Source organism: Herbidospora yilanensis (assembly GCF_001570565.1).
In the GTDB taxonomy this organism is placed as follows: Bacteria; Actinomycetota; Actinomycetes; order Streptosporangiales; family Streptosporangiaceae; genus Herbidospora; species Herbidospora yilanensis.
This window is the reverse complement of sequence record NZ_BBXE01000015.1, coordinates 45465-67891: the sequence shown is the minus strand read 5'-3', so window position 1 is coordinate 67891 and position 22427 is coordinate 45465. Positions and strand designations below refer to the sequence as shown.

At 70.9% G+C, this 22427-nt stretch carries 21 protein-coding genes; 4 read left to right on the top strand and 17 right to left on the bottom strand.

Annotated features, from left to right (window positions below; genetic code table 11):
• Positions 1 to 39: 39 nt before the first annotated feature.
• The 6 genes from AW273_RS06595 to AW273_RS06570 are packed head-to-tail and all read right to left on the bottom strand — an operon-like array spanning position 40 to position 5742.
• A complete protein-coding gene (locus tag AW273_RS06595; protein ID WP_439648617.1) occupies positions 40 to 1473 on the bottom strand; it encodes a sensor histidine kinase in 1434 nt (477 codons plus the stop codon).
• Positions 1474 to 1478: 5 nt separating this feature from the next.
• On the bottom strand, positions 1479 to 2165 hold the full coding sequence (locus AW273_RS06590) for a response regulator transcription factor (RefSeq protein WP_062346292.1): 687 nt from the start codon (positions 2163 to 2165) through the stop codon (positions 1479 to 1481).
• Positions 2162 to 2677 carry a hypothetical protein gene (locus AW273_RS06585; protein WP_062346291.1) on the bottom strand — a complete coding sequence of 172 codons (516 nt, stop codon included), beginning with the start codon at positions 2675 to 2677 and terminating at the stop codon, positions 2162 to 2164. The genes AW273_RS06590 and AW273_RS06585 overlap by 4 nt, the downstream gene beginning before the upstream one ends.
• 19 nt (positions 2678 to 2696) lie before the next feature.
• Positions 2697 to 3944, bottom strand: a complete 1248-nt coding sequence (locus AW273_RS06580; RefSeq protein WP_062346284.1) for an ABC transporter permease — start codon at positions 3942 to 3944, stop codon at positions 2697 to 2699.
• Positions 3941 to 4669 carry an ABC transporter ATP-binding protein gene (locus tag AW273_RS06575; RefSeq protein WP_062346281.1) on the bottom strand — a complete coding sequence of 243 codons (729 nt, stop codon included), beginning with the start codon at positions 4667 to 4669 and terminating at the stop codon, positions 3941 to 3943. The genes AW273_RS06580 and AW273_RS06575 overlap by 4 nt, the downstream gene beginning before the upstream one ends.
• Entirely contained in the window at positions 4666 to 5742 is a 1077-nt protein-coding gene (locus AW273_RS06570) for an efflux RND transporter periplasmic adaptor subunit (protein WP_232327127.1), read from the bottom strand. Before AW273_RS06570 ends, AW273_RS06575 begins: the two co-directional genes overlap by 4 nt.
• Before the next feature lie 119 nt (positions 5743 to 5861).
• Between AW273_RS06570 and AW273_RS06565 the strand changes: the two genes are divergently transcribed.
• Positions 5862 to 7166: an efflux RND transporter periplasmic adaptor subunit gene (locus AW273_RS06565; RefSeq protein ID WP_062346278.1), complete on the top strand. Its 1305-nt coding sequence runs from the start codon at positions 5862 to 5864 to the stop codon at positions 7164 to 7166.
• Here the strand turns inward: AW273_RS06565 and AW273_RS06560 are convergent.
• The 3 genes from AW273_RS06560 to lhgD are packed head-to-tail and all read right to left on the bottom strand — an operon-like array spanning position 7163 to position 10451.
• Positions 7163 to 8554, bottom strand: coding sequence for a sensor histidine kinase (locus tag AW273_RS06560; protein ID WP_062346275.1), 1392 nt, complete (start codon positions 8552 to 8554; stop codon positions 7163 to 7165). The genes AW273_RS06565 and AW273_RS06560 overlap by 4 nt on opposite strands.
• Before the next feature lie 4 nt (positions 8555 to 8558).
• Entirely contained in the window at positions 8559 to 9263 is a 705-nt protein-coding gene (locus AW273_RS06555; RefSeq protein ID WP_030452139.1) for a response regulator transcription factor, read from the bottom strand.
• A gap of 33 nt (positions 9264 to 9296) precedes the next feature.
• Positions 9297 to 10451, bottom strand: coding sequence for an L-2-hydroxyglutarate dehydrogenase (gene lhgD / locus AW273_RS06550; RefSeq protein WP_062346273.1), 1155 nt, complete (start codon positions 10449 to 10451; stop codon positions 9297 to 9299).
• Positions 10452 to 10472: 21 nt separating this feature from the next.
• On the opposite strand from lhgD, the gene AW273_RS06545 reads away from it, so the two are divergent.
• Positions 10473 to 10868 (top strand): hypothetical protein, encoded by a 396-nt coding sequence (locus AW273_RS06545; protein ID WP_062346268.1) that lies wholly within the window; start codon positions 10473 to 10475, stop codon positions 10866 to 10868.
• Here the strand turns inward: AW273_RS06545 and AW273_RS06540 are convergent.
• Both AW273_RS06540 and AW273_RS06535 read right to left on the bottom strand, forming a co-directional pair.
• The gene (locus AW273_RS06540; protein WP_157555604.1) at positions 10831 to 13203 is read right to left on the bottom strand and encodes an SCO7613 C-terminal domain-containing membrane protein; all 2373 of its coding nucleotides are present in this window, start codon (positions 13201 to 13203) and stop codon (positions 10831 to 10833) included. The two genes, AW273_RS06545 and AW273_RS06540, sit on opposite strands and share 38 nt — an antisense overlap.
• 90 nt (positions 13204 to 13293) lie before the next feature.
• A complete protein-coding gene (locus tag AW273_RS06535; RefSeq protein WP_062346264.1) occupies positions 13294 to 14292 on the bottom strand; it encodes a hypothetical protein in 999 nt (332 codons plus the stop codon).
• A 187-nt stretch (positions 14293 to 14479) separates the two neighbouring features.
• Between AW273_RS06535 and AW273_RS06530 the strand changes: the two genes are divergently transcribed.
• Entirely contained in the window at positions 14480 to 15451 is a 972-nt protein-coding gene (locus tag AW273_RS06530; protein WP_062346262.1) for an aldo/keto reductase, read from the top strand.
• A gap of 290 nt (positions 15452 to 15741) precedes the next feature.
• Here AW273_RS06530 and AW273_RS06525 read toward each other — a convergent pair whose 3' ends face one another.
• From AW273_RS06525 to AW273_RS38430, 5 genes are all read right to left on the bottom strand, one after another.
• Positions 15742 to 17043 (bottom strand): MFS transporter, encoded by a 1302-nt coding sequence (locus AW273_RS06525; RefSeq protein ID WP_232327126.1) that lies wholly within the window; start codon positions 17041 to 17043, stop codon positions 15742 to 15744.
• Positions 17044 to 17192: 149 nt separating this feature from the next.
• Positions 17193 to 17654, bottom strand: a complete 462-nt coding sequence (locus AW273_RS06520) for a MarR family winged helix-turn-helix transcriptional regulator (protein ID WP_062346260.1) — start codon at positions 17652 to 17654, stop codon at positions 17193 to 17195.
• A 111-nt stretch (positions 17655 to 17765) separates the two neighbouring features.
• Complete coding sequence (locus AW273_RS06515; RefSeq protein ID WP_063909864.1) at positions 17766 to 19706, bottom strand: endo-1,4-beta-xylanase; 1941 nt, start codon at positions 19704 to 19706, stop codon at positions 17766 to 17768.
• Positions 19707 to 19851: 145 nt separating this feature from the next.
• Positions 19852 to 21324 carry an NCS2 family permease gene (locus AW273_RS06510; RefSeq protein WP_062346258.1) on the bottom strand — a complete coding sequence of 491 codons (1473 nt, stop codon included), beginning with the start codon at positions 21322 to 21324 and terminating at the stop codon, positions 19852 to 19854.
• Positions 21325 to 21459: 135 nt separating this feature from the next.
• Positions 21460 to 21633 carry a hypothetical protein gene (locus AW273_RS38430; protein ID WP_232327124.1) on the bottom strand — a complete coding sequence of 58 codons (174 nt, stop codon included), beginning with the start codon at positions 21631 to 21633 and terminating at the stop codon, positions 21460 to 21462.
• On the opposite strand from AW273_RS38430, the gene AW273_RS39280 reads away from it, so the two are divergent.
• On the top strand, positions 21572 to 21736 hold the full coding sequence (locus tag AW273_RS39280; protein ID WP_369409033.1) for a hypothetical protein: 165 nt from the start codon (positions 21572 to 21574) through the stop codon (positions 21734 to 21736). The genes AW273_RS38430 and AW273_RS39280 overlap by 62 nt on opposite strands.
• On the opposite strand, the gene AW273_RS06505 is transcribed toward AW273_RS39280, so the two are convergent.
• Complete coding sequence (locus AW273_RS06505) at positions 21678 to 22418, bottom strand: SAM-dependent methyltransferase (protein WP_062346257.1); 741 nt, start codon at positions 22416 to 22418, stop codon at positions 21678 to 21680. The two genes, AW273_RS39280 and AW273_RS06505, sit on opposite strands and share 59 nt — an antisense overlap.
• Positions 22419 to 22427 lie beyond the last annotated feature (9 nt).

The following is a 22427-nucleotide window of genomic DNA, read 5'->3' as shown; positions in this document are numbered from 1 at the left end:
GGCTCCCATCGAAGGACCCCGGAATATGAGGCCGTTGAGTCACCCCTGAGAGGATGCTGGCAAATCCACCCGGAAGACCGCGCCCTTCTTCCCGTTCTCCGCGCGGATCCTTCCCCCGTGGGCCTCGACCAGGGCCGCCGCGATCGACAGGCCGAGCCCCGCGCCGCCCTTCCTGGTCCCCCGGCTGCGGGACGGGTCGTCGCGGTAGAAGCGCTCGAAGACCCTTTCGGGGTAGCGCAGCCCTGGTCCCTCGTCGGCGACCTCGATCACGACGCCCGGCCCGTCAGAGCCGACCGCGACGGTGAAGCCCGTCCCCTCGGGGGTGTGCTTGAGCACGTTGCCCACGAGGTTGCCGAGGACCTGCCGCAGTCGTGCCTCGTCGCCGACGATCATCAGGGGGTGGTCGGAGTCGTCGAGCCGTACCAGCTCGATCTCGCGCTCCGGAGCCAGGAGGCGGGCGTCGAGGACCTCCCCGGCGGCCAGGCTGAGCACGTCGACCGGTTCACGTTCGAGGGGGCGCTGCTGGTCGAGGCGGGCCAGCAGGAGCAGGTCGTCGACCAGGACGCCCATCCGGGAGGCCTCGCCCTCGATGCGGCCCATCAGCTTCTCGGTGTCGGGGTCGGCCTCCTGCCGGTAGAGCTCGGCGAAGCCCCTGATGGAGGTCAGCGGGGTGCGCAGCTCGTGGGAGGCGTCGGCGACGAAGCGGCGCATCTTCTCCTCCGAGCCGCGCGCCTCGGCGGCCGACCTCCGCGCGGCCGCCTCCGACTGCTCCCGGTCACGGAAGGCCAGCTCGATCTGGTGCAGCATGCCGTTGATCGCGCCGCCGAGCCGGCCCATCTCGGTGCTGCGGGGTTGTTCGGGCACCCGCTGGGACAGGTCTCCCCCGGCGATGGCGGCGGCGGTGTGCTCGATCTCTCCGAGGGGACGCAGGCTGCGGCGTACCAGCCAGTGGCAGGCGACGCCGAGCGCGACCAGCACGGCCGCGCCGACCCCGGCCACGATGGTGGTCAGCCGGGCGACCGTGTGGTCGATGTCGCCCATGCTGACCGCCACCACGCGGCTGCGCCCGTCGGGCGTCGGCACGGCCACGGCCCGCCACTCGGGGCCCGTCCCGTCGACCGACTCGACGGTGAAGGGGTGCCCGGCGAGCGCCGCCACATGGGTGTGGTCCAGGCCGGTCAGCGCGGGTTCCTCCGACGCGGTCGACGTGGCGATCTGGTCGGCCACCCTGCCGTCGGCGTCGAGGATGAGCACGTGGAAGAGGCCCGGAAGCCGCTGCGGCCGGGCTCTGGCCAGCTTCGACAGGGGCTTCAGGGTCACCTCGCGCAGCGGCTGGCCGGCCGCGATGAGCTGCTGGTCGATGCGGTCGACCAGGTAGCCGCGCAACAACCTGACCGCGAACACGCCGGTCAGCGTGATCGCCAGGGTGACCAGGACGAGCGTCCCGGCCACCAGCCGCGCCCAGAGCGGCACCCGCCTCATCGGCGGGGCGCGCGCAGCACGTAGCCGACGCCGCGCAGAGTGTGGATCAGTTTCGGGTCCCGGGTGTCGATCTTCTTGCGCAGGTACGACACGTACGACTCGACCACGTTCCGGTCGCCGCCGAAGTCGTAGCGCCAGACGTGGTCGAGGATCTGCGCCTTCGACAACACCCGGCCCTGGTTGACCATGAAGTAGTGGAGCAGCTTGAACTCGGTCGGCGACAACCGCACCGGGCGGCCCGACCGCCACACCTGGTGGGCGTCCTCGTCCATCTCCAGGTCGGCCACCCGCAGTCGCACGGGCGCGGGGTCGGCGGCTCCGGCGCGGCGCAGCACGGCCCGGATGCGGGCCAGCACCTCGTCGAGGGAGAAGGGCTTGGTGACGTAGTCGTCGCCGAGGGCCAGACCGGCGAGCTTGTCGTCGTGTGACTGGCGGGCCGTCAGGAAAACGACCGGAACCCGCCGTCCGGCTGCGCGGAGGCGGGTGGCGACGGCGATGCCGTCGATGTCGGGGAGCATGACGTCGAGGATCATCAGGTCGGGTCTGAAGCGTTCGGCGGCCTCGACCGCCTCCCTGCCGTCGGAGGCCGTGATGACCTCGAATCCGGCGTAGCGGAGGCTGGTCGACAGCAGCTCCCTGATGTTCGGTTCGTCGTCGACGATCAGGAGCCTGGCCTCACTCATTGGTTCGCTCGCATTCTCGGCACGCCACCGCCCTCGGTCACGCTGGTGGCCGCGACGTTCCCGTCGGCGTCCCTCTCGCCCTGGACGACGACCGACGCGCCCGGTTTGAGGTCCGACAGCTTGCCCTCTTTGGAAATTCGCACTTCGGTGTCGTCGCCGGTGGTGACGACCGTGGTGGTGCCGTCGGCGCCCTCGACGTAGACCTTGGCGCCGTCGACCAGCTTGACGGTACCGGCCGTGCCCGGCCGGCTCGCCTGGCCTGCCTGGCCGGGCTGGCCGCCGCGACCGGCCATGAGCTGGCCGATCAGGGCCGCCCGGTCATCGGCGGCGCCGAAGGTCTTCTGGGCCTGGATGCCGACCAGGATGCCCGCCACGAGCACCACCCCGGCGGCCAGGAACAGGGTCAGTCTGGGGAGTTTCGCCCGCTTGGGGCGGGCGGTCAGCTCCTCGGAGAGGTCGCCGCGGAACGGCGAGGTCTCCAGCAGTTCGTCGGCGGGCGTACGCCTGGGCACCGTGACTCCTAACTCGAAGCTACTCGAAGCGCAGGGCTTCGATCGGCCGCAGCTTGGCGGCGCGGTTGGCGGGATAGCTGCCGAAGAACAACCCGATGGCGACCGAGACCCCGAGCGCCAGCACGACCGAGCTCGGCACCACGACGGGCGTGATGCCGGCGATGGTGAACTGGGCGCCGGTCACCGCGATGGCGACCCCGAGCAGGCCGCCGATGAGACTCAGCAGGGTCGCCTCGACGAGGAACTGGCCGAGGATCGCGCCGCGCGGCGCGCCGATGGCCTTGCGGATGCCGATCTCGCGAGTCCGTTCGGTGACCGTGACCAGCATGATGTTGGTGATCCCGATGCCGCCGACCAGCAGGCTGATCGCCGCGACGGCCGCGAGCAGGACCGTGAACGTCGAGGTCGCGGCGCTGACGGTCTCCTGGAGGGTGGCCTGGTTGAGGATCTGGTAGTCGGCCGCGACCGCGCCGCCGACGCCGTGCCGCTGGTCGAGCACCGAGGTGACCTCGGCCTGGGCGGCGGCCACGTCGTCGGCCGACCCGGCCTTGACGAGGATCTGGTCGAGCGGCCCGAACCCGGTGAGGCTCTGCTGCACCGAGGGCAGCGGCGCGATGGCGACGTCGTCGGCGTCCTGGAAGCCGCCGGTCGCCCCGGCCTCCTTCAGCACCCCCACGACGGTGAACGGCACCCCCGTGATGGTGATCTGCCGGCCGACCGGGTCGAGCGCGCCGAACAGGTTCTCGGCCACGGTCTGCCCGATGACGACGACCTTGCGGGCGGCCAGCACGTCGTCGTTGAAGAAGTACGTGCCCTTGGCGACGGGCTTGTTGGAGGCCTCGAAGTAGCTCGGATAGGTGCCGACCACCTGCTGGACGGCGTGGGAGGCCCCTTCGTACGACGCCGCCTGCGAAGTGGCCGAGACGACCGGCGACACCGAGCTCACATGGGGCGCGGCCGTCCGGTCGGCGAGCGCCCTGGCGTCGTCCACGGTCAGCGGCCTGGCCTGGGTGCGCGGCCCGCCGTCCTGCTGCGGCCGGGCCATCCGGAAGCCACCGCCGCCGCCGGTCGAGGAGCTGACGGTGAGCGTGTTCGCGCCGAGTTGCTGGATGTTCCGCTGGATCGACTGCGAGGAGCCCTCGCCGACCGCGACCAGCAGGATCACCGCCGCGACCCCGATCAGAATGCCGAGCGTGGTCAGCGCGGAGCGCATCTTGTTGGCCGCCAGCCCCCGGAAGGCGAACCGGACGATCTCGACGGCGCTCACGCGGTCACCTCCTTGAGCCGCGGCGGCAGGCCGTCGACGGGGGCGAGCCGGGTGTCCTCGATGATCCGCCCGTCGCGCAGCCGGACCACCCGCTTGGCGTGCTCGGCGACGTCGGCCTCGTGGGTGATGACGACGATCGTGCGGCCCGCGGCCGACAGCCGGTCGAAGATGCCCAGCACGTCGAGCGTGGAGGTGCTGTCGAGCGCACCGGTCGGCTCGTCGGCCAGCAGCAGGGCAGGCGAGTTGACCAGCGCGCGGGCGATGGCGACCCGCTGCTGCTGGCCGCCGCTCAGCTCGTTCGGCTGGTGGTTCACCCGGTCGGCCAGGCCCACCAGTTCGAGGGCGGCCAGCGCCCGGCGGCGCCGCTCGGCCGGCCTGACCCCGCCGTAGGCGAGCGGCAGCTCGACGTTCATCACCGCCGTCATGCGCGGGATCAGGTTGAACGACTGGAAGACGAACCCGATCTTGCGGTTGCGGAGCACCGCCTGCCGACGGTCGTCGAGCGCGCCGACGTCGACGCCGTCGAGGTGGAACTCCCCGGCGCTCGGGACGTCGAGGCAGCCGATGATGTTCATCAGGGTCGACTTGCCCGAGCCGGAGGCCCCCATGATCGCCACGTAGTCGCCGGGCTCGACCTGGAGCGAGACCCCGCGCAGCGCGTGCACCGCCGTCTCGCCCGCGCCGTAGACCTTGGTGGCGTCCCGTACGTCCAGCACGAGACTCATTGCCGCCCACCGAACCCGCCGCCACCGGCCGGGCGGAACCCGCCACCGCCGCCGAACAACCCGCCGGTCTGGCCGGTCGGGGTGACGACCGGCCGCACCACCTGGTCGCCCTCGCCGACACCCGAGACGATCTCGGTGCCCGTGGTCCCCTTGACCCCGATCTCGACCACCCGCACGGTCTGCCTCCCGTTCTCCAGCACGGTCACCGTGCTGCGCCCGCCGGCCGTGGTGATCACCGCCGAGGGCAGCGTCAGCACGTCGTCGGCCCGCTCGACCACCACGCTGACCGAGGCCGTCTGCCCGAGCCTGACCTGGTCGGGGATGTCGGTGAGCTCGATCGTGGCCGAGTAGGACACCACGTTGTTCTCCGTCTGCGGTCGCGCCCCGATGAGCGCGACCTCGCCCGTGGCGGTGACGCCCGGGATGGCGTCGAAGGTGATCTGGGCCTCCTGACCGACCTTCAGCCTGGTCACGTCGGACTCGGTGAAGTCGCCGACGATCTGGAGCCGGCCGGGGTCGGCGACGTCGACGAAGCCGCCTTCCTGAACCTGCGAGGGCCCGCCGACCGTGCCGCCGACCGCTGTGACGGTCCCGGCGAACGGCGCCTTGAGGACGGTGCCGGCGAGGGTCCGCTTCGCGGCCTGGTAGGCGTTCTTCGCGGCGACGTACTGGGAGTGGCCGGAGGCGCTGCCGGTGTCGCCGTCCTCGGCGGCCTCCAGGCTCGCCCTGGCCGCGTCCACCCCCTCACGGGCGCTCTCGTCGTCGAGCCGGGCGAGCACCTGACCCTTCTTCACCTTCTCGCCGGGTTCGACGGAGACGGACTCGACGGTCCCCTGGGTCGCGAACGTGAGCGAGCGGCTGCGGGAGCTCTGCACGGCCCCCGACGCGGTCACGGCGGACTCGACGGTCCCGCGGGTGACCCTGGTGGTCAGCACGTTCCCCGACTCCGCCGGCTCGCCCCCGCCCCCGAGGGAGGCCCACGCCGCCCCGGCCCCGCCGAGCAGCAGCACCCCCAGCGAGGCGTTCAGGATCAGCGCTCTGCGCTTCGTCGACAACTTCACAGGGATGGACACTGCCGGTCCAGGTTTGGAACGCCCTCCGCCGGTCCTGAACGTTTCCTGTCAAGGGTCCACAGGCAACTCGCAGTTTCGGCTCAGCCGAACATGACCCGCGGTCACCAGGATGACGTGCCATGACTCGTACCCGGCTCCGCGCCGGCGGCCTGGTCCTGGCCGCCGTCGCCCTGGTGACCACCGGCGTGATCCTGCTCTCGGAGGACCCGCCGGCCCTCCCTGACGTGGAACTCGTCGCCGCCCAGCGCGGCGACGTGACCTCGGTCGCCTCCGCCGCCGGGAACACCGTCGACGACGGCATCCACGACCTGGCCTTCTCGACGGCCGGAACGGTCGAGAAGGTGTACGTGAAGACCGGCGACAAGGTCCGCAAGGGAGACCTGCTGGCCCGCGTCGACGACACGATCGCCCGCGAGGACTACGAGGCGGCGAAGGCGGCTCTGGCCGCGGCGGAGGAGCAGCTCGACACGGTCGAAGGCGCGGGATCGACCGGGGGCTCCTACGCCGCCCCGGCCCAGCCTGACTGCCCGCCGACACCGGCTCCGTCCCCCTCCCCTTCCAGAGGCATGCGAGCCGCAGCGGTGTCGTTCACCAGACCCCCGTCGCCGGGTGACCCGGAAGTCCACCTCGACCCCACGAGTGAGCCGTCCCCATCGCCCTCCCCGACCCTCACCCCGACCCCCACCCCGCAGCCGGAGAGCCGGCCATGCGACCAGGTTCAGCAGCAGCCGCAGCCGCAACGCCCCCAGGGCGGCGGCACCCGGCTCCCCCAGCAGCAGGGCGGCGGCCCCCAGACGACCGAGGCCGAGGCGGAGGCCGCCCTCACCCGGGCCAAGAACGACCTGAACGCCGCCAGGGACGCCCTGAAGGGCGTCGTCATCAAGGCCCCCTCGGCCGGCACGGTCCTCCAGGTCAACGGCGTCGAAGGCGACCCCTACACCGAGGGCGTGTTCGTCAGCCTGGGCGACCTCGACGACCTCCAGGTCAGAGCCCTGTTCACCCAGTCGGACATCGGCACGCTCAAGACCGGCCAGCAGGCCGTCATCACCCTGGCCAACCCCGGCGGCGCTTACAAGGGCACGGTCTCCCACATCGACCCCGTGTCCACGACGACCGGCCTCCTGGTCCGCTACGGCGTCACCATCACCTTCGACGACCAGCCCGCCGGCCTCCTCCTGGGCCAGACGGCCACCGTCCAGGTCGTCACGGGCCAATCCCCGGACGTCGTCCACGTCCCGGCGCGGGCCGTCCAGAACGACACGGTGACCCTCGCGGACGGCGCCAAGCGCAAGGTCACGACGGGCGTGCGCGGCGACACCACGGTGGAGATCACCGGCGGCCTGACCGAGGGCGAGAAGGTGGAACTCCCGGGCGCCTCCGCCCTCAACGGCGAGTTCCCCGACAGCACCTTCCCCGGCCTCTAGTCGTGCTCCGGTTCCAGGCGTAACACCACCCGGAACGCCGCCCCGGCCCCCGGCGACGTCCGCACCGTCACCGTCCCCCCGTGGGCCTTCACCAGGGACGACACGATCGACAACCCGAGCCCGGCGCCCGACGACTCGTCGTGGGTCCGGGCCGGGTCGGCGCGGTAGAAACGCTCGAAGACCCGGGCCGCCTCGTCGGACGTCATCCCGGGCCCCTTGTCGGCGACCTCGACGAACGCCTCGGCGCCGGTCGCGCCGACGGTCACCATCACCGGCACCCCGTCGGGCGTGTGGGTCAGCGCGTTGGACATCAGGTTCCCGACGACCTGCCGTAGCCGCACCTCGTCGCCCGACACGATCGGCGCGGTCGTGCCCTCGACCGCGAGGGAGATCGCCCGCCCGGGGGAGAGGATCCGCGCGTCCTGGACGGCCTCGCCCGCGATGGCCAGCAGGTCGACCGGCTTCGACTGGAGAGGGCGCTGCTGGTCGAGGCGGGCGAGCAGCAGGAGGTCGTCGACGAGCAGGCTCATGCGTTCGGCCTCGTTCTCGATGCGGCGCATCAGCCGGGTCACGTCGGTCTGCGGGGCCTGGCGGTGGAATTCGGCGTACCCGCGGATGGAGGTCAGCGGGGTGCGGAGTTCGTGGGAGGCGTCGGCGACGAAGCGGCGCATGCGCTCCTCCGACTCGCGGGCCGCCGCCTCGGATCGGGAGCGGTCGTCGAAGGCCTTCTCGATCTGGGCAAGCATCCCGTTCAGCGAGCGGGCCAGCCGGCCGACCTCGGTGCGGGGGTCGCGGTCGGGGATGCGGCTGCTCATGTTGCCGGCGGCGATCGATCCGGCCGTGCGCTCGATCTCGGCCAGGGGACGCAGGCTGCGCCGGACCAGCACGATCCCCAGCACGCCCGCCAGCGCCAGCACCACCGCCCCGCCGAGGATGACGATCAGGCCCAGCCGGGTCGTGATCTGGGTGACCCCGCCGAGCGCGATCGCCGTCACCAGGGTCCGGCCGCCGGGCAGCGACACGGTCTTGACCCGCCACGAGACTCCGTCGGACGACCGGGTCGCGACGTCGCCCGGCGGCGGCAGGTCGGCCGGGCTCGGGCCGCCGGTCACCGATTCACCGGCCGCCGACGGGCCGATCGTGCCGTCGGCCTCGACGACCCGCACCAGCCCCTCGGGCGGCAGCCGCTGCATCGAGTAGGTCACGTCGCCGCTGTGGGCGAGCCGGGCGAGCGTCTGGACGCTGAGCTTGGCCACCTGCTCGTCGACCCGGTCGATCAGGTAGCTGCGCAGGAGGGACACGCTGGCCGCGCCGATCACGAGCAGGGTCCCGGCGACCAGGGCGAGCATCGCCGCGATCAGTTTGGTACGCAGCGACACCCGGCTCATGTCATCAGGCCGAGGTTCGCATCACGTAGCCGACACCGCGCAGGGTGTGGATGAGCCTCGGCGCCGACCGGCTGTCGATCTTCCGGCGGAGCACCGACACGTAGGACTCGACGATCCCGGCGTCGCCCCGGAAGTCGTAGTCCCACACGTGGTCGAGGATCTGCGCCTTCGACAACACCCGTCCGGCGTTGGCCATGAAGTAGCGCAGCAGCTTGAACTCGGTCGGCGACAGCGGCACCGGGTTGCCCGAGCGCCAGACCTCGTGGGACTCCTCGTCGAGTTCGATGTCGGCGAAGGTCAGCCGGGGCGGCGGCGCGGTCGGGTCGCCGGCGGTGCGGCGCAGCACGGCCCGGATGCGGGCGATGACCTCTTCGAGCGAGAACGGCTTGGTGACGTAGTCGTCGCCGCCCAGCGTCAGGCCGCGGATCTTGTCTTCGGTGGCGTCGCGGGCGGTCAGGAAGACGACGGGGGTGAAGGTGCCGCCGCCGCGCAGCCTGCGGACGACGTCGAAGCCGTCCATGTCGGGCAACATCACGTCGAGCACGATCAGGTCGGGCCGGTGACGGGTGGCCGCGGCGACTCCCTCGGTGCCGCTGGAGGCGGTGCTGACCTCGAAGCCGGCGTACCGCAGGCTCGCGGCCAGCAGTTCGAGGATGTTCGGCTCGTCTTCGACGATCAGCAGTCGGGCTTCGGGAGTCACCATGAGCATCTTCTCGGACGATGGGGGGCGTACCTGAGCACTTTATGAAGAATCGCTTAAGGTTGCCGTCAAATCAGCCACATGCCGGGCGATCGCGAAGCTCGACGTCGCGGCCGGGGAGGGCGCGTTGCGCACGATCAGGACCCGCCCGTGGCGGTCGATCGCGAAGTCGTCGACCAGCGTGCCGTCGCGGCCGACGGCCTGGGCCCGCACCCCGCTGCCCGCCCGCACCAGGTCGCCCTCGGCGAGCGCGGGCACGTAGCGGCGGGCCGCCCCGAGGAACGCCGAGGGCCGCAACGAGCCGTTCAGCTCGCGCAGGCCGGTCAGCCAGTGGCGGCGGGCCATCTTGCGGGTGCCCGGCCAGGCCAGGACGCGGGCCAGCTCGCCGAACCGCACGTCGCGCCACGAGTAGCCCTCCAGGGCCAGGGCCATGATCGCGTTGGGACCGACGAGCACCTCGCCGTCGACCCGTTTCGTGAGGTGGACGCCGAGGAAGGGGTAGCGCGGGTCGGGCACGGGATAGATCAGCCCTCTGACCAGGTCTTTCGCCGTGCCGGTCAGGCGGAAGTACTCACCGCGGAAGGGGACGATGCGCACCTCGCCCCGGCCCGCCAGGGCGTCGGTGCCCAGGCCGGCGCAGACCACCAGGCGGTCGAAGATCAGGCCGCCCGCCGCCACACCCGTGGCCGACTCGTGGATGGCGGGGACGGGGTGCGAGAGCCGTACGTCCAACGACGCGGCGAGGTGCCGGGCGACGGCGGGAAAGTCGGCGACGGCGGTGTGGGGAGAGTGCACGGCCCCGACGCCGACCGCGTCGGGTTCGATCTCGCGCAGGCCGAGGGCGTCGAGCTCGGCGACGTCCGGTACGCCGTTCGCCCGCGCCCTGGCCGCGATCTCGCGCAGCCCCGCCCGCTCGGCCCTCGTCGAGGCGATCACGAGCTTGCCGACCTCGTCGTAGGGCAGCCGGTGTTCCCGGCAGTAGTCGCGCAGCAGCGCCACGCCCTCGCGGCACAACCGCGCCTTCAGCGATCCCGGCCTGTAGTAGATCCCGGCGTGCACGACCCCGCTGTTGTGCCCGGTCTGGTGGGCGGCGACGCGGTCTTCCTTTTCGAGCACCGTCACCTCGGCGCCCCGGGAGGCCAGCTCACGCGCCACCGCGAGCCCGAGGATGCCGGCTCCCACCACGCCGATCTTCATGCCTTCGATAATATCGAACACGTGTACGTTCCACCGGGATGGCCACCCGAAGTACGCCCACCGGGCAGCCCCGACTGGCAGACGTCGGCGGTCGACTGGCTGCTCGACGCGGTGCCGCCCGACTACCGCGCCTACGGGGTGCTGCGCCGCCATCCGCTCGCGCTGGCCCGCATGGCGGGCCACACCGTGCGCGCCCAGGTCGAGGGCGCGCGGGCGGGCTACCGCGACGCGGCCGTCGACCTGAAGGAGCACCTGCCGCCCCACGTGGTCGAGGCGGTGCTGGAGGTCTACCGCCGCGAGGGTCCCCGGCTCGTGGCCCTGGCCGAGTCGATCGCCCTGGTCGAGCGCGCGTTGCGGGGCGAGGAGTTCGTCGAGCGTTTCACCGCAGACCCCGGATCGCCGCGCCGACCCGCTTGACGTCGCGGATCCGGCTCTCATAGGTCGCGCCCACGAGCAGCAGCAACAGCCCGCCGACGGCCATCGGCACCCACCGGGGGACCATGAGCACCAGGTCGGCCACCCAGGGCGCGATCTCGTGCACGACCACCGCCGCGAGCGTGAACCCGCCGAGCACGGCCGGAGCCTGGAGGCGCTTCAGCGAGCCGGCGACCAGCACCACCAGCGCCACGACCCCCAGCGCCAGCGGCCTGACCCACCCTTCGGGCTGGTCGTAGAGCACGAACAGGCTGGGCAGCAGCGTGAACGTCAACCCCGCGCCGTAGGCCCGCCACGACGACCCGGCCCGCGCCTTCCACCATCCGATCACCAGCAGCACCACCGAGAACGGCGCGGTGTAGGCCTCGACGAGGGTGACGTCCTCGGCGTAGAGCCGCGACCACGAGGCGAGCAGCAGCAGCGCGGTCGCGAGGTAGCCGGCCTTTCCCCGCCCCTTCCGCAGCGAGACCCCTGCGGCGATCACCCCCGCCGTGGCGGCGGCGAGACTGAACGTCTTCAGATCCGGTACGAGAGCCAGCCCCGCCAGCCCGGCCAGCGCGCCCCCGATCTCGGTAGACCGCCACGGCGCGGCCGAGGCGGCCACCGCGAGCAGCACGAACGGCAGGAACCGGGCCTGCTGGCCGGCCGCCAGCCAGACCGCCACCGCGAACCCCCCGGCGAGCACGACAGCCACGTTGGCGGCCCAGACCCGCATCTTCTCGTCCCGGTACGCGACCCACGCCGCGATCAGCGCCAGCACGGCGAGCACGACCAGCGTGCCGGTCTCACTGATCAGCCCCCACAGCAGGGCGACCACGCCGATCCCCAGCGCGAGCCGGGCATACGACGGATGCATCACTCTGGCGGCCCCGACGGTCATCGCGAGCAACACCGCGATCATGACCGGATAGGGCAGGTCGAACACGGGCGGCACGAACGCGACGGCCACCGCGCCCGAGACGACCGCGACGATCTTCCACTTGACGGTCAGCGCCAGCGCGACCGTGACCAGCACGACCAGCACCAGATCGGGCCCGCCCGGAGCCCAGGCCGAACGGGCGAGATAGTCCCCCGCGCCCGCGCTCAGCCCGCCGGACCAGACGACCCCGTGCGCCTGCTCAAGAGGCCCGCTCAGCACGGTCACCACCGGCGCGACCACCCCGATCGACGCCACTGCCCCGACGACCAGCGCCGCGGTCCTGGCCTGGCCGCGCAGCCCCAGCGCGAAGATCGCGGCGGCGACGGGGGCGACCAGGACGACCCATTCGATCGGCAGGACCACCGCGAGCGGCGCCCGCACCGCGCACACCCCCGCGACGACGCCCCCGACGATCGGGACCAGCGGGAACTTCTTCGCCCCGCGCGCCATGAACGCCGCCTCGGCGGCGGCCACGGCCAGGATGACGGCGTAGGCGAAGGACCAGGCCAGGTCGTCGGGATGGGCCGTGGACTGGAAGAAGGCGATGTACGTGCCGATGACCCACGTGGCGATCAGCCCGACCAGCGCGACCTTCCCCCGGGTCCGGGCCCGGACGGCGACGTCGAACGCGGCGGTCAGGATGAGTGCCCCGGCCGCGTGCGCGGCCGTCTCGTCGGCGACGAAGACGATCAGCGGGAACTGGGCGAGCCCGACGGCGATCGGGACCGGGAGCGACAACCGGGCGTAGCCGCCATAGAGCGCGAACAACCCCGCCGCCAGCGCGATCAGCACCGCCGTGTACGGCAACGAGTCGACCCTCGGCTCGAACCAGACCTGGTAGGCGGCGTAGCCGTCGAGCAGGAACAGCGCGAGCCCGAGGATCGCGACCGTCTCGGCGGTCGCTTTGAGATTGCGCCTGACCAGCAGGAAGGGCGCCGCGAAGGTCAACGCGCTGAACCCGGCCAGAATCGCCGCCCGCCCCCCGATCCCCACGGAACCCCAGCTCACGATCGTGAACACGAACGCCGCGACGACGAGCAGCAGCCCGCCGAGGCCGAGCAGCAGGTTGCGGACTGCGGAGGGCGACATCTCCCGCTTCGGGGGCACGCTCCCCGGGAAACCGGCGGGCGCCGGGCCGCCCACCGGCGTTTGGGCTCCCCCGGCCCAACCGCCGGTGGGCTGGTGCTCTCCTGCGGCGCGGAGCGCGGTCAGCAACTCCGCCCTCCTGCCGAGCAGCCGGGCCTCGCGCCCCCGTAGTTCGTTCAGGGCGAGGTCGAGCTGCCACAACTCAGCCGCGACCGGGCCGTGGAGCGGAAGCTCGCAGGCCGGGCATCGGCGGGGTGACCCGTCCAGCGGGGCGCCGCAGTCGGGGCAGGCAGGAGAGCCGGCGGAGTGCATACGGGAACGATCCCGCTCAACCCCTCGTGGGCGCTATGGAGCACCTACTCAATTCGCGGTGAGTATCCCGGTATGTGGCTGACAAAAGGCCTATCGCCCGGCCCAGCGCGCGATGCCGACGATGATCCCCACCGCCCCCACCGCCACGCCCAGCCACAATGCGATCATGAGCCCCGTGTCCGGCCCCTGCGACTCGGAGGCCACCGGCCGCGCCGCCGGGCTCGCGGTGGGGACGTCGGCGGCCTTCGGCGTGGGCGATGGGCTGGGCACGGCGCTCTCCGGCAACGGCACCCGCACGACCGGGCTGCGTTCGCCCTCCGACCCGGTCAGCAGCGACTTCCCGTCGGCCGTGTAGGTGATCGACTCCGCCTGCCGCAGCATGGGCATCGCCACCCCCGAGATCTCCTCGTCGATCTTCCGGTAGAGGGTCGCCGAGAAGTAGGTGCGGATCACGAAACTCGACCCGTCCGGCGCGAAGGCCGCGTCGGTCGCCATGGTCGGGGCGGATCCCACGTGCTTCAGCACGTTGACCCGGTCGGTCCGCAACTGCTTGGGGGCGGCGTAGACGCGCCCGTCGAACTCCTTGGTCACCACGTAAAGACGGCCCGTGCGGGGGTCGACCATGAGACCTTCGGCGTTCCGCGCCTGGTCGGCGTACCGGAACCGGTATCTCACCGCCGAGACGGTCCCGCCGCGCAACCGGGCCGGCTCGGTCACCTTGTAGACGGAGATGTCCGGCCACGCCCCATCGAGGTTGTCGCCGATGTCGCCGAAGAACAACACCCCGCGCCCCGACGGATCACGGTAGGCCGCCATGCCCTCCCAGTCGCGGGCCTCGGCGTTCGCGATCGTGTACGCCGCCTTGGTCCGCCCCGTGGAGGAGTCGACGGCGTAGAAGACGGCCCCGGCGTCGCTGTCGTTGTGGGTGTAGACGATCCCCGGGTGCGTCGGCGAGACGGCCAGGCCGCTCGACTCGGTGATCCGGGGATCGGTGAACTCGAAGAGCTCGTCGTCGCCGGCGTGCGCCGGAACCGCCCACAGGACCACGACCAGCAAGGCGAGCCCGAACCCCCGAAATGTCCACCCCATGGACACATCCTGCCCTGTTTGATGGCCGCGCCTCCGGCGCGGCGGGCCGGGGCGCTCAGATCCGACGCCTTCCCTCGTCGCTCCGGTTCGCTTCGCTCACCTGCGCTCCTCAGTCCAGGCGTCGGCGCGCCCCGGCGTGCGTGAGAGGGCTGGCCTGGAGTCCACTCCAGGTTCCTAAGGTGGAAGCATGGACTACGCGCAGCTCGGTCGTACCGGACTCAAGGTCAGCAAGCTCTGCCTGGGCACGATGAACTTCGGCCCGCAGACGTCGGAGGAGGACTCCTTCGCGATCATGGATCGCGCCCATGAGCTGGGCATCAACTTCTTCGACACCGCCAACGTCTACGGATGGGTGAAGGGAGAGGGCGTCACCGAGCAGATCATCGGCCGGTGGTTCGCCCAGGGCGGCGGCCGCCGTGAGAAGACCGTCATCGCCACCAAGCTCTACGGCTCGATGGGCGACTGGCCCAACGAGACGTTCCTCTCGGCGCTGAACATCCGCCGCGCCTGCGACGCCTCGCTGAAGCGCCTGCAGACCGACTACATCGACGTCTACCAGGCCCACCACGTCGACCGGAACACCCCGTTCGAGGAGTTCTGGGAGGCCATGGAGGTCCTGCGTCAGCAGGGCAAGATCCTCTACGTCGGCTCGTCGAACTTCGCCGGCTGGCACATCGCCAAGGCCCAGGAGACCGCCCGCCGCCGCAACTTCCTCGGCCTGGTGAGCGAGCAGTCTAAGTACCACCTGCTGGAGCGCTCGGTCGAGCTGGAGGTGCTCCCGGCCTGTGAGGACTACGGCCTGGGCGTCATCCCGTGGAGCCCCCTGGCCGGCGGCCTGCTCGGCGGCGTACTCAGGAAGATCGACAAGGGCCGCAGCGCCACCGAGGACATGCTCCAGAGCCTGGAGAAGGTCCGCCCCCAGATCGAGCAGTGGGAGGCCTTCTGCGACGACCTGGGCGAAGACCCGGCCAACGCCGGCCTCGCCTGGCTCCTCCACCAGAAGGCCGTCACGGCGCCCATCATCGGCCCCCGCACCGCCGACCAGCTCAACGGCTCCCTGCGCGCCCTGGAGATCAAGTTCGACGACAAGGCCCTGGCCCGCATCGACGAGATCTTCCCCGGCCCCGGCGGCACCGCCCCCGAGGCCTACGCCTGGTAGCGGAAGGTCCGGTGCGGCGACCCGCCGCACCGGACCTCTCCCGTTACGGGTGAGCCGGGGCGCGCCGACGCCTGGACTGAGGAGCGCAGGTGAGCGAAGCGAACCGGAGCGACGAGGGAAGGCGTCGGATCTGAGCGCCCCGGCCGCCGCGCCGGAGGCGCGGCCATCAAACGAGCGCGCCCACGACGACGAGCAGCATCAGCAGGCCGAGCACGGTCGGCAGCAGCCAGCGGCGGGGACGGTCCACGCCGTCGAGCCTAGCCAAGCCCATGGGGTGCCACTGACCATCCTCAGACCGCGATCGGTGCGGTGGCCGGGTTCAGGGCCACGGCCCTACGCGCCGCGACCAGCCGGGTGATCAACACGGCCAGCGCCACCCCGGTCAGGCTGAGCAGGCCGGAGACCATGATCCCGACCCTCGGCCCGGCGAGTTCGGCGATCCACCCGATCAGCGGGGCGCCGATCGGAGCGCCGGCGGTGAAGACGAGAACGTAGATCCCCATCACCCGTCCGCGCATCTCGCTGGAGGCCCCGAGCTGCAGGGTCGAGTTGGCCATGGTCTGCACGGTGATCATCGCCAGGCCGGCCGGGACGAGCACGATCAGGAAGGCCCAGTACGCCGGCGTGACCGCCGCCGCGATCTGGGCGGCCCCGAAGGCGACGCCCGCGGCGACCATCATCCGCCGCGACGGGGTGACCCGGCGGGCCGCCAGCAGCGCCCCCACGACCGCGCCGATGGCGAACGCGCTGCTGCCGATCCCGAACGCCGACGCCCCCGCGTCGAACACCTCGGTCGCCATGAGCGCGATCGACGTGGTGAAGCTCTGCGCGAAGACCGCGACGAAGCCGACCATGAGGACCGGCAGCAGCAGTTCCGGCTTCCCGATCACGTATCGCACGCCTTCCCTGGCCTGCCCCTTGCCGCGTTTGACCGGCTCGGGGGTGCGCAGTTCGGACGTCCGCATCAGCAGCATGCCGCCGATGGTGAAGGCGAAGGTGAGGGCGTTGACCAGGAACAGCGGGCCGGTGCCGCCCAGCCAGTTGATCAGGAGCCCGGCGACGGCCGGGCCGACCACGCGGGCCAGGTTGAACGAGGAGCTGTTGAGGGCGATGGCGTTGGACAGGTCGTCGCGGCCGACCATCTCGACCACGAACGACTGCCGGGTGGGCACCTCGACACAGGCCAGCAGCCCGAGCGTGAAGGCCATGACGTAGACGTGCCAGACCTCGGCGTGCCCGGTGACGGTCAGCACACCCATGGCCAGCGCGAGGGCCGCCATCAGCGATTGAGCGGTCATCAGGAGCGGCCGCTTCGGGAACCGGTCGGCCAGCACGCCGCCCCACATCCCGAACAGCATGATCGGCAGGAACTGGAGCGCCACCGTGATGCCGAGCGCCGTGCCCGACCCACCGGTCAGGCTCAGCACGAGCCAGTCCTGGGCGGTGCGCTGCATCCAGGTCCCGACGTTGGAGACGACGCTGCCGGACAGGAACAGCCGGTAGTTGTGGTTCCGCAACGACCGGAACATGCCGGACTTCTCCGACGTGCCACCGGCGGCCTCGGGCGCCGGAGACGGCGTCTCGGCCGCCAAGAGCACATCCGGGCCCGGCTCCGGGCGCCCGTCCGAGACGCTACCGCCGTTCAGTCCGTCTCCGGCTTCGTCGATCAGGGCTGGGCCGGGCTCCCGAACCGGCCCGGCACCCGTCCACTTCGCCAGGTCGGCCGCCGTCCGCAGCCTTCTCACATTTGGGAGAGCTTTTCCAGGATGGGGGCGGCCCGGCGCAGGGTCGCCTTCTCCTCCGCCGTCAGCTCGCCGAGGCGCTGGGCCAGCCAGGCCTCCTTGCGGCGGCGTTCCTCTTTGAGCAGGGCGGCGCCCGCCGGGGTGACCGACAGGGTCACCTGACGACGGTCGGTGGGGTGGGGGGAGCGGGTCAGCAGGCCGCGTTCCTCCAGATGGGTGACCACCCTGGTCATCGAGGGCGGCTGCACCTTCTCGTGCTCGGCCAGCTCGCCGGGGGTCATCGTGGTGTGCCGCTCGACGGCGGCCAGGGCCGCGAGCTGTGTGGGCGTCAGGATGTGACCCACGGCCTGTTTGCGCAGGCGACGGGTCAGCCGGGCCAGCGACACGCGCAGCGCGGACGCCAGACCGGCGTCGCTGCGCAGGTTCGCAGCCGGATCCGTGTTCTGAGGATTCGTTAGCATGAGTCATTACCTTTGCTAACTATATGGCACACCTTGGCATTCCTGCTCAGGGATACCTTCCCCGAAAAGGCCGGGCACGGCCCCCGCGGGAGGCCGTGCCCGGGTCAAGAATCAGGCGCAGGTGTATCCCGACGCCGTCGAGGTGTCACTGTTGGGACGCGCCACCTGGAAGCCGAACGTCGTGCTGGCGCCGGAGCCCAGGTTGCCGTTGTAGGCGGCGTTGCGGGCCGTCACCGTGTTCCCGGACACCGTGAGGGTGGCGTTCCAGGAGCCGACGATGGTGTGGCCGGAGGGCAGGGTGAAGGTCACCGTCCACGAGGTGCGCGCGGAGCTGCCGTTAGTCACGGTCACCGGCTGGACGACGTACCCGCCGCCCCACTGGGTCTGCACCGTGCCGGTGGCCGAGCAGCCGCCGGAGGTGCCGCCCGTGGTGGTGAAGGTGACCGAGGGCGAGTTGGACGACAGGTTGCCCGCGCCGTCCCGCGCCCGGACGTAGACCGTGTAGTCCGTCGACGCCGACAGCCCGGTCAGGGCCACCGAGTTCGTCGTGGACGTCGCGATCTGCGTACCGCCCGAGTTGTAGACGTTGTACCCGGCCAGGCCCGAGCCGCCCGAGTCGGTCGAGGCCGTCCACGACAGGGTGGCCCCAGACGAGGTGATGTTGGAGGCTGTGGGGGTGCCGGGGGTGGTGGGGGCCGTGGTGTCGCTGGTGCCGCCCGTGGTGGTGAAGGTGGTGGAGGTCGAGTTGGACGACAGGTTGCCCGCGCCGTCCCTCGCCCGGACGTAGACCGTGTAGGCCGTGTTGGCCGACAGGCCCGTCAGGGTCACCGAGTTGGTGGTGGACGTGGCGATCTGCGTACCGGAGGAGTTGTAGACGTTGTATCCGGCCAGACCCGAGCCGCCCGAGTCGGTCGAGGCCGTCCACGACAGGGTGGCGCCCGACGAGGTGACGCCGGACGCGGTCGGGGCGCCCGGTGTCGAAGGTGGTGTCGTGTCGGTCGTGCTGCCGTTGTCGAGGGCGTTGTGGACCGCCGTGTACGCCGGCTTCTGCGAGTAGTTGTTGTCGTAGATCAGCGCGAAGCCCTCACCCGGGAAGGTGTCCGGGACCCACGAGTACTTGTCGGTGAAGCCCCAGATCGTCACACCGGCGCAGGCCGTGACGGCGAGACAGGCGTTCACCACGTTGCTGTAGTAGGTCGCCTGCTGGGTGTCCTTGGCCGAGGTGCGCGAACCCTGGATGCGGACGTCGAGCTCGGTGATCCTGACCTGCACACCGAGGTTGGCGAAGCGCTGGAGGTTCTGCTGGAGGTCGTTCGGGAAGCCGTACTGGGTGGAGAGGTGCGACTGGAAGCCGACGCAGTCGACCGGCACGCCCTGCGACCGGAGCTGCGAGACCAGGTTGTACATCGCGGTGCTCTTGGCGTTGATGCCTTCGACGTTGTAGTCGTTGATGCACAACCGGGCGTCGGGGTCGGCGGCGCGGGCGGCGCGGAAGGCGTCGGCGATGAAGCCGGAGCCCAGCGTGTTGTACCAGAACGACGAGCGGAAGCTGCCGTTCTCCTCGAACACCTCGTTCACCACGTCCCACGAGACGACCGTGGGGTTGTTGGCGTAGCGGCCCACGACCGTCGCGATGTGATCGTTCATGGCGTTGCGCATGTTGGTGGCCGACAGCCCCTGCACCCAGCCGGGGGTCTGCTGGTGCCAGACGAGGGTGTGGCCGTGCACCTGCTGGTTGTTCGCGGTGGCGAAGTTGACGATCTGGTCGGCCCCGGAGAACGTGTACTGGTTGTCGTTCGGCTCGGTGTCGCTCCACTTCATCGCGTTCTCGGCCGTGATCTGGTTGAACTCGCTGCCCGCGATGTTCCGGTACGCCGTCTCGTTGGCCAGCGGCGAGGTCGCCAGAGCGGTGCCGATGAACTTGCCGCGCGCCTGGGCGTGCACACGCAACGCCGCGCTGGCCGAGGCCGGCGTGGCGACGAGCACCGTCGCGGCGGCCGTGGCGAGGGCGCAGGCCGCCGCCGCCAGAGATCGCCATTTGAAGGTACGCACTGGATCTCCTGTTCCGAAACTTTTCGGTAACTCCCGTGTCGCACGGAAGGCTAGAATTGGCCGCAAAACGCGGTCAATGAGCCAGCCGTGCGACGCGGGGAGTCCTGCGGAGATCCAGCAATCTATCGGCAGATAGTTGAAAGTTTCAGAAGCCGAAGAGAATCTTGATCGGGCCGAGCGCGAAGTAGATCGTGAACAGCACGGCCACCAGCCACATCAGCGGGTGCACCTCGGACGCCTTGCCCTTCGCCGCCTTGATCAGCACATAGGTGATGAACCCGGCCCCGATGCCGTTGGCGATCGAGTAGGTGAACGGCATCAGCACGATCGTGAAGAACGCCGGGATCGCGATCTCCAGGTCGGTGAAGTCGATCTCCCGGATCGAGGTCATCATCAGGAAGCCGACCACCACCAGCGCGGGCGCCGCGGCCTCGTACGGAATGATGTTGACCAGCGGCGCGAGGAACATCGACGCGAGGAACAGCAGCCCGGTCACCACCGAGGCGAGCCCGGTCCGCGCGCCCTCGCCGACACCCGAGGCCGACTCGATGTAGGTCGTGTTCGACGACACCGACGCGGCGCCACCGGCGGCGGCGGCGATCGAGTCGACCAGGAGGATCTCCTTGGTCTTCGGCAGCGTGCCGTCGGCCTGCACCAGGTCCGCCTGCTTGCCGACGCCCACGATGGTGCCCATCGTGTCGAAGAAGTCGGTGATCAGCAGCGTGAACACCAGCAGCACGGCCAGCACGACCGACAACTTGGTGAACGCCCCGAACAGGCTGAACTGGCCGATCAGCGAGAAGTCGGGCAGCGCGAAGATCTGGTCGAGCCCCGGCAGCGCGGGCACGTTGAGGCCCCAGCCCTGCGCGTTGGTCTTGTCGCCGTCGACGGCCGGGCCGATGTTCCCGATCGCCTGGACGACGATCGCGAAGATCGTCGCGCCGACGATGCCGATCAGGATCGCGCCCTTCACCTTGCGCGCCACCAGCAGCGCGGTGCCGAGCAGGCCGACCACGAACACCAGGATCGGCCACGACGTCAGCCCGCCGCCGATGCCCAGCTCCAGAGGCGGCGCCGGGGCGGCCGTCTTGCGCACGAACCCGGCGTCCACGAAGCCGATGAGCGCGATGAACAGGCCGATGCCCACCGAGATCGCGGTCTTCAGGCTCGCCGGGATGGCGTGGAAGACGGCCGTCCGGAACCCGGTCAGCACCAGCACCAGGATGACCAGGCCTTCGAGGACGACCAGGCCCATGGCGTCCTCCCAGGAGACCTGGGAGGCGATGCCGTAGGCGACGAACGCGTTGAGACCCAGACCCGCCGCCAGGGCGAAGGGCACGTTCGCCACCACGCCCATCAGAATGGTCAGCAGGCCGGCCACCAGCGCGGTCGCGACGGCGATCAGCGACAGGTTCGGAGCCGACCCGTCGCCGAGGAACTGGCCGTCGGCGTCCTGGACGAAGCCCAGGATGATCGGGTTGAGCACGACGATGTAGGCCATCGTGAAGAACGTGGCCAGACCACCACGAACCTCCGCGCCGACCGACGAGCCCCGAGCCGAAATCTTGAAGTAGGTGTCGAGGAAACTACTGCTTTGGGGGGTTTTGACGTCACTCACGTGCGCAGAGTGACACCCCTTACCACCAGGGAAAAGACCCAGGTCGCCGACGTGACTTTTTCGTTGCGGTTTCGTACGCGACCCGCGTCGAATCTCACGTGGGCCAGTTGTGACCTGCCGGATTTAGGGTGACGTTTAGGCTGACAGGGTGACCCAGCAGCGGCGGCCCGATCCAGAGCCCCTCAAGACCAACGACTCCGCGACGATCACGGTCGGCATCGTCGTGTGGGCGATCGCCCTCATCGTCTTGCTGATCGTCCGGCCCGACCAGAGCTGGTACTCGTGGACCTGCGTGGCCGGGATCGGCATGGGCTTCTTCGGGCTCTGGTTCGTCCGCCGGCGCGATCGGAAGATCAGTTCGTCCGCTTCAGCAGGAGCGTCACGAAACCCAGCACCCCCCGGTAGCCCTTGAGCCACATGTCGCGGTGGGCCAGCGCCGCCGCCCGCGCCGTGTCGCCGTCGGGGCCGGGATGGTCGACCGCCCAGCGCAGCAGGCTGCCGGTCCACGACCACTCGTAGTCGTCCCACTCGGACAGTTCGCTGGTGTAGGCGTAGACCGTCGCGTAGCCCGCGCTCTCGGCGCGTTCGACGGTGCCGGCCAGGTCGGCGTACTCCCCCGGTTCGGCGCCCAGCGTGATCAGCGTCTCGGCGTTCGGCGGGACCTCCCAGAAGCCCTCCCCGATCAGCGCGAGGCCGCCCGGCTTGAGGTGCTGCTTGACGGCGTTGGCGGTTTCCACCAGACCGCCGTAGGCGTGCGTCGCGCCGACGCACATCACCAGGTCGTAGAGGCCGTTGCGGTAGTCGGCGGCCGGCGTGTGGTGCAGGGTGAGCTGGTGGTCGAGGCCCTGCCGCTCGGCCATGATCCGGCACGACTCCAGGCCCTCGCGGTGCACGTCGACCGCGTCGGCGGTGGCGTCCTCGTGCATGGCCAGGGCGCGGAGCGTCCAGACCCCGTGGCCGCAGCCGATGTCGAGGACACGCGGCTGGGCCCCGAGTTTGGCCCGGCGCAGGATGCGCGTGACGGTCTGACCGCTCACCGGAGCGGCGATGGGGTGGTCGGTGTGCGCGATGTGACTGATCAGGTGACGTTCCACCCTGGCAGT

Coding starts and splice junctions, on each gene's coding strand:
- AW273_RS06535 (WP_062346264.1), bottom strand. CDS start 14,292: ATGGGGTGGACATTTCGGGGGTTCGGGCTCGCCTTGCTGGTCGTGGTC.
- AW273_RS38430 (WP_232327124.1), bottom strand. CDS start 21,633: ATGCCGATCCCGGCCACGCAGGTCCACGAGTACCAGCTCTGGTCGGGC.
- AW273_RS06530 (WP_062346262.1), top strand. CDS start 14,480: ATGGACTACGCGCAGCTCGGTCGTACCGGACTCAAGGTCAGCAAGCTC.
- AW273_RS06575 (WP_062346281.1), bottom strand. CDS start 4,669: ATGAGTCTCGTGCTGGACGTACGGGACGCCACCAAGGTCTACGGCGCG.
- AW273_RS06520 (WP_062346260.1), bottom strand. CDS start 17,654: ATGCTAACGAATCCTCAGAACACGGATCCGGCTGCGAACCTGCGCAGC.
- AW273_RS06590 (WP_062346292.1), bottom strand. CDS start 2,165: ATGAGTGAGGCCAGGCTCCTGATCGTCGACGACGAACCGAACATCAGG.
- AW273_RS06540 (WP_157555604.1), bottom strand. CDS start 13,203: ATGCACTCCGCCGGCTCTCCTGCCTGCCCCGACTGCGGCGCCCCGCTG.
- AW273_RS06555 (WP_030452139.1), bottom strand. CDS start 9,263: ATGCTCATGGTGACTCCCGAAGCCCGACTGCTGATCGTCGAAGACGAG.
- AW273_RS06560 (WP_062346275.1), bottom strand. CDS start 8,554: ATGAGCCGGGTGTCGCTGCGTACCAAACTGATCGCGGCGATGCTCGCC.
- AW273_RS06565 (WP_062346278.1), top strand. CDS start 5,862: ATGACTCGTACCCGGCTCCGCGCCGGCGGCCTGGTCCTGGCCGCCGTC.
- lhgD (WP_062346273.1), bottom strand. CDS start 10,451: ATGAAGATCGGCGTGGTGGGAGCCGGCATCCTCGGGCTCGCGGTGGCG.